Source organism: Paracoccus broussonetiae (genome assembly GCF_031854425.1).
Lineage (GTDB): Bacteria > Pseudomonadota > Alphaproteobacteria > Rhodobacterales > Rhodobacteraceae > Paracoccus > Paracoccus broussonetiae.
In genome coordinates, this window is the sequence record NZ_JAVRQI010000019.1 from 42,700 (window position 1) to 54,875 (window position 12,176).

General features: G+C 63.7%; 11 protein-coding genes. 8 read left to right on the forward strand and 3 right to left on the reverse strand.

Features of this window, described 5'->3' with window-relative positions; translation table 11 throughout:
• Nucleotides 1-90: 90 nt before the first annotated feature.
• The 4 genes from RM190_RS20325 to RM190_RS20340 all read left to right on the forward strand — a co-directional run bounded on the left by RM190_RS20325 (nt 91) and on the right by RM190_RS20340 (nt 3,795).
• Nucleotides 91-972: an amidohydrolase family protein gene (locus tag RM190_RS20325; protein ID WP_311761305.1), complete on the forward strand. Its 882-nt coding sequence runs from the start codon at nt 91-93 to the stop codon at nt 970-972.
• Nucleotides 969-1,886, forward strand: a complete 918-nt coding sequence (locus RM190_RS20330) for a hypothetical protein (RefSeq protein ID WP_311761306.1) — start codon at nt 969-971, stop codon at nt 1,884-1,886. Before RM190_RS20325 ends, RM190_RS20330 begins: the two co-directional genes overlap by 4 nt.
• A 107-nt stretch (nt 1,887-1,993) precedes the next feature.
• Nucleotides 1,994-2,764, forward strand: coding sequence for an alpha/beta fold hydrolase (locus RM190_RS20335; protein ID WP_311761307.1), 771 nt, complete (start codon nt 1,994-1,996; stop codon nt 2,762-2,764).
• Between the two features lie 44 nt (nt 2,765-2,808).
• Nucleotides 2,809-3,795 (forward strand): ABC transporter substrate-binding protein, encoded by a 987-nt coding sequence (locus RM190_RS20340; RefSeq protein WP_311761308.1) that lies wholly within the window; start codon nt 2,809-2,811, stop codon nt 3,793-3,795.
• A 69-nt stretch (nt 3,796-3,864) separates the two neighbouring features.
• On the opposite strand, the gene RM190_RS20345 is transcribed toward RM190_RS20340, so the two are convergent.
• The 3 genes from RM190_RS20345 to RM190_RS20355 form a co-directional block, all read right to left on the reverse strand.
• A complete protein-coding gene (locus RM190_RS20345; protein WP_311761309.1) occupies nt 3,865-4,713 on the reverse strand; it encodes an ABC transporter permease in 849 nt (282 codons plus the stop codon).
• Between the two features lie 17 nt (nt 4,714-4,730).
• Nucleotides 4,731-5,552: an ABC transporter ATP-binding protein gene (locus RM190_RS20350; RefSeq protein ID WP_311761310.1), complete on the reverse strand. Its 822-nt coding sequence runs from the start codon at nt 5,550-5,552 to the stop codon at nt 4,731-4,733.
• A gap of 254 nt (nt 5,553-5,806) precedes the next feature.
• The gene (locus RM190_RS20355) at nt 5,807-6,964 is read right to left on the reverse strand and encodes a M24 family metallopeptidase (RefSeq protein WP_311761311.1); all 1,158 of its coding nucleotides are present in this window, start codon (nt 6,962-6,964) and stop codon (nt 5,807-5,809) included.
• Nucleotides 6,965-7,228: 264 nt separating this feature from the next.
• On the opposite strand from RM190_RS20355, the gene RM190_RS20360 reads away from it, so the two are divergent.
• From RM190_RS20360 to RM190_RS20375, 4 genes are all read left to right on the forward strand, one after another.
• A complete protein-coding gene (locus tag RM190_RS20360; RefSeq protein ID WP_311761312.1) occupies nt 7,229-8,200 on the forward strand; it encodes an ABC transporter substrate-binding protein in 972 nt (323 codons plus the stop codon).
• A 25-nt stretch (nt 8,201-8,225) separates the two neighbouring features.
• Nucleotides 8,226-9,086, forward strand: coding sequence for an amidohydrolase family protein (locus RM190_RS20365; RefSeq protein ID WP_311761313.1), 861 nt, complete (start codon nt 8,226-8,228; stop codon nt 9,084-9,086).
• Nucleotides 9,087-9,100: 14 nt separating this feature from the next.
• Entirely contained in the window at nt 9,101-9,970 is an 870-nt protein-coding gene (locus RM190_RS20370) for a hypothetical protein (protein ID WP_311761314.1), read from the forward strand.
• Between the two features lie 415 nt (nt 9,971-10,385).
• The gene (locus tag RM190_RS20375) at nt 10,386-12,140 is read left to right on the forward strand and encodes a CocE/NonD family hydrolase (protein WP_311761315.1); all 1,755 of its coding nucleotides are present in this window, start codon (nt 10,386-10,388) and stop codon (nt 12,138-12,140) included.
• Nucleotides 12,141-12,176 lie beyond the last annotated feature (36 nt).

The window sequence follows — 12,176 nt, forward strand, 5'->3', positions numbered from 1 at the left end:
CCAGAGGAGGAGGCGCCGCGCCGGGCCGCGGAAACCGGCGGAGGCATCTCCGCCCCACCTCATCGGCAATCCTTCAGGACAAAGCCAGACATGACCCAGAAGATCATCGACATTCACCCGCACATCATCTCGCCTGACACGAAGGCCTATCCCTATAACCCTCTGGGCGGGATCCGGTCGGACTGGTCGGCCGAGCGGCCCTTCACCTTCGAGCAATATGTCGAGGAGATGGAGGCTGCCGGGGTGTCACAGGCGGCGATGGTGCATTCCTCGACCACCTATGGCTATGACAATTCCTATGCCGCCGACAGCGTCTGCCGCGACCCCGAGCGTTTCGTCGGGGTCTATTCGGTCGACATCGCCGCCCCGGATGCGGTCGCGACGATCGAGAAATGGCGCCGCCGTGGCATGGCGGGGCTGCGCCTTTTCGGCGCCGGCTCGACCGTCCAGACCGACGGACGCTGGATGATCGCCCCCGAAACATATGCCGTCTGGGAGCATATGGCCGAGATCGACATGACCGTCGCCATCCAGACCACCTCGATCGGCCTGCCGGTGGTCGAGGAGATCCTCGAGCGCTTCCCCGAGGTCAGCGTCATCCTTGACCATCTGGGCCGGCCGGACCTGACGGACGGCGCGCCCTATGCCAAGGCCGCGCCGCTCTGGAAGCTGGCGCGGTTCGGAAACCTGTTCCTCAAGGTCACGCCCCGGACCTTCGACCTGTCGGAGAAATCGCCAGCGACGCCCGAAAGCTTCTTTGCCAAGCTGGTCGCCGAATATGGCGCGGACCGGCTGGCCTGGGGGTCGAACTTCCCCGCGAATAACGGTTCGCTGAAGGAACTGGTCGCGCAGGGGCATCGCTGCTTCGCAGCCCTGTCCGAGGCGGACCGGGCCGAAATCTGGGCGGGCACGGCGGAACGGCTTTATCCGCAGCTTGTGGTGGCAACCCTCGACAAGGCGGCCAACGCATGAGCCTGATGGAAAAGAACTTCCCCGTCGAAGGCCCGGTGACGCTCTCGGCCAATATCACCCTTTACGAGCCGACGCGGGCGCTGATGGAGGGCCGGGTTCCCTCGGACCTGATCAGCTTTGACTTCGCCGGGCTGAAGAACGCCCATGCCGGGTTCAAGGACATGCTGCGCAAGGGTCGCTACGACATCAGCGAGATGGCGACCGCGACCTTCCTGCAGGCGCATCAGTTCGGCAAGCCCTTCACCCTGCTGCCGATCGTGCTGCTGGGGCGCTTCCAGCATCACTGCATCGGCTACAATACCGACGTGCATCCCGGCATGACCCCGGCCGACCTGCCGGGCAAGGTGGTGGGCGTGCGGTCCTATACCCAGACCACGGGCCTCTGGATTCGCGGCATCCTCCAGAACGAATACGGCGTCGATCCCGACAGCGTGAAATGGCTCTGCTTCGACCAGCCGCATCTGGAGGAATATACCGATCCGCCCTCGGTCATCTGGGGCGATCCGGCAAAGGATCCGGTGAACATGCTGCTTGACGGCGAGGTCGATGCCGCGATCCTCGGCATGAACATGCCCAAGGATCCGCGTGTGCGCACGCTGATCGAAAACCCCCATGACGCCGCGCTTGAATGGTATGCGCGCGAGGGTTTCGTGCCGCCGAACCATTATGTCATCGTCCCGAACGCGCTGTGCGAGCAGAGGCCGGACGTGGTGCGCGAGGTCTGGCGGATGCTGGTCGAGAGCCGCAATGCCGCCACCCCGCCCGGCGAGATCGACCCCTGGCCCGTCGGCATCGAGGCCAACCGGCGGGCGCTGGAGGCCGCGATCCGATATGCGACCCAACAGCACATGCTGACCGAACGGGTCGAGGTCGATGACCTGTTCCATCCGCTTGTGCGCGAGCTTGCGCCCTGATCCCTTGCTTCGGCCCGCGTCCTCGGGGATGCGGCCCGATCGATTGTTTTGACGGGCGCCATGCGATGATCAGGGTAAAGGGACTGCCACTTGGAATTCGGGCAGACATGCCCGGCAAGACGCCGCTGCTGCTGATGCACGGCCTGCTGTCCAGCCGCCATGGCTGGCAACTGAACATCGAAGCATTGCGCAGCCATTTCCGATTGGTCTTCGCCGAACTGCCCGGCCATGGCGAGGCGGCGGGCTGCACCGAGCCTGCGCGCCTGCATCCCGACGCGCTGGTCGCCGCGCTGGAGGAGGCGCGGCAGCGGTTGCAGATCGCGCGCTGGCACCTCTGCGGGCTCAGTTTCGGCGCGGGGCTGACCCTGCGCTATGCGCTGCGCCATCCCGGCGCCGTGCTGTCGCAGATCTGGACCAATGGCAATCGCGCGCTGGCGGATCCGCCCGATGCGGCGCTGCTGGCCGCCGACGAGGCGCGCTGCCAGCGCCTTGCGACGCAGGGCGTTGACGCGCTGCGGCAGGAGAGCTTTCACCCGCGCCACGGCCGCCGCTTTCCGCCGGAACTGCGCGACCGCCTTTCGGCCGATGCGGACGGGGTGGACATTCCCAGCGTGATCGCGCTGACCCGCCATTGCCTGCCCGATCTTTCGGTGCGCGCGCAATTTGGCCGAACCGCGGTGCCCACGCTGCTGATCAACGGCAGGCTCGAAAGCCGCTTCCAGCCGGTGCGCGATCTGGCGACCCGGCTCTTGCCGATCTGCGAGGTGGCGGATCTGCGCGGCGGCCACGCCATCAATATCGAACAGCCCGAGGCCTTCAACGAAGCTGCGCTGAAGTTCTTGCGGCGACACGACCTTGCCGACGCCCCGTTGGGCTGAGGCCGGAAAGTCCAGAGGAGGAAAACATGCAATCGAAATCCAGAATGACCCGCCGAAGCCTGCTTGCGACAGGCGGCGCCCTTGGCGCGGCCATGGCGCTCGGCCCCGGCCGCCTGCGCGCGCAGGAGCTGCAGAAGGTCACCATCGGCATGCCGGGCGGCAATGTCGCGATGACGCAGATCGAGCTGATGAAGCGCAAGGGCTACCTGAAGGATCTAGGGCTTGAGCCCGATTTCATCGTCGTGACCGACGGGACCAAGCTTGTCAGCGCGATCATGTCCGGCGACGTGGACCTGTGCCCCGGCGCCGGCTTCGGACAGGTCCTGACCGCGATCGAGAAGGGGGCCAGCCTCAAGGTCATCGGCGGATGCTGCGTGCTGATCCCGCAGGCGCTGTTCTCGGCCAACGAGGAGGTCAAGACGCTGAAGGATCTGGAAGGGCGCACGGTCGGCACCGGCGCGCCGGGCGCGCTTTTGCACAACATGACCGTCGCGATGCTGCGCAAGAACGGCGTCGACTGGAACAAGGTGCGCTTCGTCAATGTCGGCTCTAGCGCGCAGGTCTTCCGGGCGGTGGCCGCGGGCACGGTGGATGCGGGGCCGAGCCTTGTCGATGTCTATGACCAGCAGGAGAAATACGGCGTCCATGTCGTCGCCGATTACTGGACCGAGATCCCGCAATATCCCTATCAGGCGGCCTTCACCGCAACCCGCACGATCGAATCCGACCGCGAGAAGCTGGTGAAGACGCTTGCGGCCTTTGGCCGGCTCTATGACTTCCTGCAAAGCGACGGCTCCGAGGCGGAGTTCGTCGATGCCTGGGCCGCGGCTTCGGGCGGCGGCGAGGCCGAGGCGAAGACGCAATGGAACTTCCTCAACAAGGCCAAGCCCTTCGACCTGATCCTGAAGCAGGACAGCATCGACTATCTTCAGGCGCTGAACCTCGAACTGGGGATCCAGCAGAAGCAGGTTCCGCTGGACGTGCTGACCGATTTCACCCTGGCGACCGAGGCCAAGGCGTTGATCGGCTGACACCCGGCAGGACCGCAAACGAAAACGGCCGCGCAATCTGCGCGGCCCTTTGGGTTTGGCCCGACAGGGTCAGTCCGAGCGTGTCTTTTTCCAGGGCGCGATCCGGTCCTCGACATAGCGCACGCCGATGGTCAGCAGGATCCCCAGCAGCATCAGCACGATGATCGGGACGAACATGCGCGCCGTGTCATACTGGTTGCCATATTTGACGATCATCGCGCCAAGGCCGGTGATCGCGGTGAAGAACTCGGCCACGACCATGCCGATCAGCGCCCGCCCGATCCCGAGGCGCAGCCCGGTCATCATGTAGGGCAGGGCCGAGGGCAGGATGATCTTGGTGAAGATCTGCCGCTCGTTCGCGCAGAAGGAATTGGCAAGCTCGATCAGCGAGGAGGGCACGTTGCGGACCCCGGCGGCGGTGTTGATCAGGACCGGGAACAGCGAGATCTGGAAGACGATGAAAAGCTTCGCCTCGAAACCCAGCCCGAACCACAGCGTCACCAGCGGCACGATCGCGACGAGGGGGGTCGCGTAAAGCGCGTTCACGATCCAGTCGGTCGCCGCCTCGACCGAGCGGTAGCGCCCGATCAGCAGCCCGACGACAATGCCGAAGATCGAGGCGACCACGAAGCCGATCAGCAGCGTGACCATCGACTCCATCAGCGCGCGTTGCAATTCGCCGGTCTGCATCAGGCCGATGGCGGCGCGCAGGATGGCGCTGGGATAGGACATGAAAAGCGGATTGACCTGCCGCCCGCCATATTCCCAAGCCAGCATCACGAAGGCGATGGAGGCGAGGCGGATATACCAGAGTCGGTAGGATTTCGGCGCGGGCCCGAGTTCCTCGATCTCGACCGCGGGCGGGGTTTCGGGTGCGGGCGCCATCGCGGTGGTGGCGGCCATGTCGTTGCTGGTCACGGAAGTTCCTTTCACGGTCAGACCGCCGCGGCGAGCGGGGCGTCTTCGGCCTTGTTGCGGATCAGGTCCCACATCTGGGCGCGGATGCGCTGGAACTCGGGGTTGCCGCGCAGTTCCGGCAGGTCGGGACGATTGGCGCCGAAGGGGATCTCGATGATGGTCTTGACCCGGCCCGGCTTCGCGCCCAGCACCACGACGCGGTTGCTGAGATAGATCGCCTCGTCGAGGTCATGGGTGACGAAAAGGATGGTCTTGTTCGCCTCGGCCTGAATGCGCAGCAGCTCCTTTTGCAGCACCTCGCGCGTCTGGGCGTCAAGGGCGCTGAACGGCTCGTCCATCAGCAGGATCGAGGGGTCGATCGCCATGGCGCGGGCCAGATTGACCCGCTGCTGCATGCCGCCCGACAGTTCATGCGGATAAAGCTCCTGCGCATGGGTCAGCCCGACCAGAGCCAGCAGATTCTGCGCGGTCTCCCTGCGGACCGAGCGGGGCGTCCCGGCCATTTCCAGCCCGAATTCGACATTCTGGCGTGCCGTGCGCCAGGGCAGCATGGTCGATTGCTGGAAGACAAAGCCGCGGTCGCGTCCCGGCGCGGTGACGTCCTTGCCGTCCACGCGGATATCACCCGCATCGCGGCGGATGAGGCCCTGGACGATCCGCAGAAGCGTGGTCTTGCCGCAGCCGCTCTCGCCGATCAGCGACACGATCTCGTTCTCGAACACGTTGAAGTTGATCCCGCCGAGGACGCGGAGGAATGCCTCGCCCTCGCCATTTTCGCCGCGGATGCGGAACGTCTTCTGGACATTCCGCACCTCCAGCTTGATTTTCCTCGCCTGCATGGCTCCTCCCAAATGCTGTGTTTCCCACCGGTCAGGCGGGATATGTGCAAAGCGCAGGTCCGCCGCCGCGTTGTGCCGCGCCGCTGCCGGACCCGGCAATTCCTGATCATTAGTCGCCGCTGCGGCCTTTCGTCGCAAATCAGAAAGCCGTCGCAGGCCATAGGCTTTCGGCACTGACCGCCGGTGCGGTGCCGACAAGAAGAGGCGCGCGTCCCGCAAGGGGAAGCGCGCGCCGCCAGTCCGCAGGGAAAGGGTCAGATCAGCTTGTAGGGCGTCGTGCTGAGCAACTCCAACCCGGTTTCGGTGACGAGGATGTTGTTCTCGAAGCGGAAGGAATAGCTGTCGGTCCGCACCGAGGGCTGGAAGGACAGCACCATCCCCGGTTCGATGATGGTTTCGCGATGGGTCGGGTGCGGGAAGTCGTGGAAGGGGCCAAGCCCGACCCCGTGGATCGCGAATTGCTGGCAGGGGAACTTCGCCTTGTTGGCGGGATAGCCAAGCTCGATCATGTAGGCGCGGATATGGTCGAAGATCTCGGCGAAGGACATACCCGGCTTGAGGTAGGACATGAACTCGTCATGCGTCCGGTAGCAGTCCTGCGCCACATTCACATATTCCTCGGCGGGCGTGCCGACGCACCAGGTGCGGGCAATGTCGAAGCCGTATCCGAGATAGAGCGCGCCGAGGTCGATGGTCACAAGCTCGCCATCTTCGATCTTTTTCCATTCCGAGGCGAAGGCGCGGTAATTCGCGGTCCTGATGCCCGCCTGGCACATCGTCTCGACCTCGCGGATGGCGCCGAGGCGCTTCATCTCGATTTCCATGGCGAATTGCACGTCCATCTCGGACACGCCGGGCCGGGCGGTCTCGATCGCGACCTGGATCGCGGATTCGCCGATCGTCACCGCCTTGCGGATCAACTCGATCTCGGCCGGTTCCTTGACCGAACGCGCGATGAAAAGCAGGTCGCCCGCCGGCACCAGCGTCGCATCGGGCAGGGCGGCCGACAGGCTCTTGAAGGTTTTCGAGGTGCAGGTCGTCTCCTCATAGCCGATGCGGCCCGAGGAAAGCCCGCGCTCGGCCAGCACCTTGGCGACGCCGTCGGCGGGGCTGGAAGCATAGCCGGTATCGTTGACCCGCACGTCCTTGATCCACGACCCCTCGCGGATCGCGTTCATGGTGATGAAGGCGGCCATGAAGACCGGGTCGCTGTCCTTGAACAGCAGAAGCGGCGCCTCGGTGATATGGGTGTGGGACAGCGGATACCAGGGCATGTGCTGATAATGGCCGCCGTAATAATACTGGTTCGTCCAGTTGTGGACGATGAAGGCGTCAAGCTGCTTCTCCTCCATCACCTTGCGCAGCTTCTCGAGCCGCTTCGCGTAGTCGAAACTGGTTCCGAAGATGTTCACGCCTCTGACCCTTTCGCCAACGGCGCCGTGACCACTGCTGATATCGTCCATTCGTCTCCCTTTCTCGCTGGCCGCAGGCGCGGCCTCATGCCGTCGGCCGAGGCCGCCGGCGGACTGATCCGGCATCGACGCTAGGGGAAGGTCGCGCGCGGATTAAGCCGGCAATTCAGCATGAGATATGTGACGAATATTCCGAAATAATCGGCTCGGTTCGTCGTATTTGTGAAGCAACGAGGGCGTTTCACAAACTATGGAGGACATCCGATGGCGGAGAATGTCAGGCTGGACATCTGTATCGGAGACTATCCCCACACACGGAAAATTCTGAGTGGCGAGATCGTCATCAAGGGGGTCGAGCCGAATTTCATCACCGTGAAGCCCCAGATCGGGGCCTATCGGCGCATGGTGCGCGAGGTCGAGTTCGACGTCTGCGAGATCGCGCCCACGACCTATATCGTCGCGCGGGGCTATGGCGCGCCCTTCGTGGGCTTGCCGATCTTCCTGATGCGGCAGTTCAACCACGGCACGCTGCTGGTTCGGCACGATGCCGGGATCGCCGGCCCGAAGGATCTGGAGGGGCACAAGGTCGGCGTGCGGGCCTATTCCGTCACCACCGGGGTCTGGCTGCGTTCGGTGCTGGTGGAGGACTATGGGCTGGACAGCAACAAGGTCACATGGGTCGTCGATGACGAGGAGCATGTGACAGAACTGAAGCTGCCCGCGAATGTCATCCATACCCCCGAGGGCAAGACGCTGAACGGGATGATGGCCTCGGGTGAGTTGGTAGCGGGATTTGCCGGAAATGCCGGCGTCGGGCGCGTCGGGTCGCCGACCGGCGGCTGGCAGGAGGTCGCGACCGATTACCCGACGCTCTTTCCCGATACGCAGGCGGTCGAGGCGGACTATTTCCGCCGCACCGGCATCTATCCGATGCATGGCATGATCGTCGTCAAGGATGAGGTGCTGGCGCGCCATCCCTGGATCGCGCAATCGCTGAACGACGCGTTCACCCGCTCCAAGGCCGAGTGGTTGCAGGACTATCGCTCCGGCGCCGCCGACACCGCTTTCGAACAGAAATACCGCAAGCTGTCCCGTATCGTCGGGGATGATCCGCTGCCCTATGGCATCGCCGCCAACATCCGCAGCATCGAGGCCCTCGAAAGGGCGGCCCATGATCAGAAGCTCTCGCCGCGCCGCATGACGGTGGCGGAGCTTTTCGCCGACCCGGAAGCCTGACACCGCGCATCGAGGAGGAGAAACCATGTCCACGCTTCGGGTCGATACCCACCCCCATCTGATCTCGCCCGACATCCGGCGCTATCCGCCCGCGCCGCTTGGCGGAAAGCGGTCGGAATGGTCGGCTGATGCGCATTCCAACACGGTCGAGGAGTTGATCACCGCCATGGACGCCGCCGGCGTCGCGAAAGCCGCGGTGGTCCATTCCTCGACCACCTATGGGCACGACAACAGTCTGGTGCTGGATTCCGTGGCCGCCTGGCCCGACCGGCTGACGGCGGTCTGCTCGATCGACCTGCTTGCGCCCCACGCGCTTGACGTGCTGAAGGACATCCTCAATCGCGGCTGTTCGGGCATCCGGCTTTTCACCACCGGCACGACGATGCCCGGTCAGGCAAGCTGGCTTAATGACCCGCGGACCTATCCGGTCTGGGAACACGCGCAGGCAATTGGCCTGCCGATCTGCGTTCAGGCCAATCCCGCCGGGATGGCGATGCTGGGCGAGATGATGGACCGCTTCCCCGGCGTTACCATCGTGCTGGACCATGTCGGGCGGGCGGATGTCTCGGACGGTCCGCCCTTTGCCGAGGCCACGCCGATCTTCGACATGGCCGGGAAATACCCGAACCTGATCGCAAAATTCAGCCCCGCCGTTCTGGAGCGCGCTCGCAAGGGCAAGTCCACGCCCGAAACCTTCGTGCCGCGCATGGTCGAGGCTTTCGGCACCGACCGCATCGTCTGGGGGTCGAATTTTCCCGCCTCGCACGGGACGCTGGCCGAGATCGCCGACGAATGCGAGGCGGCCTTCGCGTTCCTGCCGTCCCGCGACGTCAGCCGGATCATGGGCGGAAACGCCCTGCGCATCTATCCCAACCTAGCAATCTGAAGGGAGAGCGGAACATGGCAACCTTCAAGACGGTTCTTGGCCCCCATGCGGCCGTCGCCGCGATCAAGTCGGGCGAATTGCGGCTGAAATCCGACGAGTTGGAATTCACCGATTTCAAGCAGACGCATCACGCCTTCAAGCGGATGGTCGATCGTCAGGCCTTCGACATCTGCGAAATGGCGATCACCACGCTTATTCTCGCCAAGTCCTATGGCCGCCCGCTGCATCTGCTGCCTGCGGTGATGATCGGGCGATTGCAGCAGCCCGTGGCATCGGTCAATGCCCGGTCGAAAATGGCGGGTCCGGGCGATCTGCGCGGCAAGCGGATCGGCGTGCGGTCCTTTGCCCAGACCACGGTGACCTGGCAGCGCGGAATCCTGAAATGCGACTATGATGCGGATTTCGACGGCGTCGAATGGATCAAGTTCGAGGATGGCCATGTCCCCGAAGCGCCCGACCCCGGGACGCAGGCGCCCGAGGGGCGGAAGATGGCCGAGATGCTGAAGGCCGGCGACATCGACGTGGCGCTTGGCCTGAAGGCCGATGGCGACGGCACCGTGCCCCTGTTCTCCGACGATCCGGAGGGGCAGGCATGGCACAAGCGGCACGGCTGCTTTGCCATCAACCATGTGATCGCCGTCCCCGAAACGATGGTCCGCGACCATCTGGACGCGATTGCCGAGTTCTATGCGCTGCTGAGGGCAAACAAGAGCCTTGCGGAGCCGGAGCCTTTGGCCGACGACCCGCGCCCGATGGGGTTCGAGGCCAACCGCGCCTCGCTGGAACTACTGATCCGCTACATGAACGAGCTGGACATGCTGCGCGTCAGGATGACGCCCGACGACCTGATCGATCCGAGGATCCGCGAGGCGATCGGGGAATAACCTCCGCCTCTGACCGCCACCGTCATGCTTCCGATCCGGGTCCGCCGAAGGGCGAGGCCCGGATTTTTGCGCGCGTCAGTTTCCGCATTTTTGCGTTAATTTCGGAATATTTTTCATAAATGTAATGCCCTATTCCCTCCTTAATTGCTGGGATTCCTTTGATAATCTGCGCTGGAGGAGGAGAGAGAACGCTGTCCCCGCGCCACGCGCCGGAAGAGGGACGGCACCGTTTCCGCGAGATACCTGATGCAGGTCTGGATGTCGGCCTGCGTCCCATGCCTTTCCCGACCGGAGTCGTGGAGGGGCGCCTATTCATTCTGGATCACCCGCCGCGCCTCCATGCCGCCGTAATCGCACGGCCGCATGCGCCCTCGGATATCCGCTTCCGGCGTCACCACAATCAGGAGGTCACGAATTGACGATTCAAGAGCGTTTGCAACCGCAATATTCCATGGTCACGGGCGGCATCGACGTGATGGTTCCGATGCGCGACGGCACCCGTCTCGCCATCGACATCTACCGGCCCGATGCGGACGGGAAATTCCCGGCGCTTCTCAGCCTCGGCACGCATAACAAGGCCATGCAAAGCCCGCGGATCTGGGAATCCTGCCGCAACCAGCCCGGCGATTCCGCGATTGCCCCGCCCGGCGCCCGGGCGGGCGACTCACGCTTCTGGGCCAGCCGGGGATATGTCCATGTCATCGGCAATATCCGCGGCGTCGGCAATTCCGACGATGGCGACCCGGCGCGCGACGGCAAGATGGATGCGTATGATCTTGTCGAATGGATGGCTGCCCAGCCCTGGTGCGACGGCAATGTCGGCATGACCGGCATGTCGTCCTATGGCCGCCAGCAGATGCTGGCCGCGAAGAACCCGTCTCCGCATCTGAAGGCGATCTTTCCCTACAGCCCCGGCCATATGCTCAAGAACCAAGTCTATCCGGGCGGGGTCCTGCATTGCGAGCATTACCAGTCGATCGTGTCCCATGTCACCGGCAAGGCCTATAAGGAGACCGAGCTGACCGCGGAGGAAGAGGAACTCTGGGAAGAGGCGATGGCCGATCCGGATTTCCAGATGTATGCCCATATCTACAACATCATCGAGCGCAAGGGTCAGCACAACAAGCGCTTCTATAGCGCGATGGTGAATCGTTACGAATCCGAGGATTACGCCAAGAAGCTGGACGAGCTGAAGGATATCAAGGTGCCGATGTATACCGGCACCGGCTGGTATGGCTACACCTACAAGACCCACCTTCAGGGCATGTTCAACTATTGGCGCTATATCACCGACAACCCGAACATGAAGATGGTGATGACCCCGCTGGCCCGCGACCGGCGCCCGTGGATCGGCATGAACGAGGAGCTGCTGCGCTGGTTCGATTACTGGCTGAAGGGCATCGATACCGGGATCATGGACGAGCCGCCGATCAAGCTTTTCGTCAATGGCGCGAACAAGTATCGCTATGCCGACCAATGGCCCCTGAAGGAGACGAAGTGGACGAAGCTCTATCTGGACAGCTGGGAAAAGCTGCGCTGGAACGAGTTCATCCCCGGCAGCAATGACGGGATCGAGCAGCCCGACGCCTTCCTGCAGATGCCGCTGAACCTGACAAGCAAGGTGCAGAAACTGCGCTATGTCAGCGATCCGCTGCCCGAGGACATGGAGGTCACGGGTCCGATCTCGTTCCATTTCTGGGCCGAGATCGATCAGGATGACGCGAACTGGATCATCTCGATCAAGGATCTGGGTCCCGACATCGCGGTCGAGCGCACCAAGAAGACCCATCCCGACTGGCCGAACCTGTTCGAGCAGGAGATCACCCGCGGCTGGCTCAAGGCGTCGCATCGCCATGTCGATCAGGAGCGGTCCCGCACCGGCCAGCCCTTCCATCCGCTGACCCGCAGCAAGCACCAGAAGGTGACGCCCGGCGAGGTGCTGAAATATGATGTCGAGATCATGCCGACCTCGACCCTGTTCCGGAAGGATCACCGGATCGTGGTCGAGATCTCGTCCATGGACGTCCCTTCGGGCGGGAACGGCATCAGCGCCAACCAGAGCCAGCCCTACCATGTCTGCTCCAGCAAGACGACCGTTCACAAGGTCTATCGCGGGCAGACCTATCCCTCGCATCTGCTGCTGCCGGTGATCCCCGACCCGATCAGCTAGAACGGTCGGCGGCATGCGGCGGCCATGCCCGTCGCG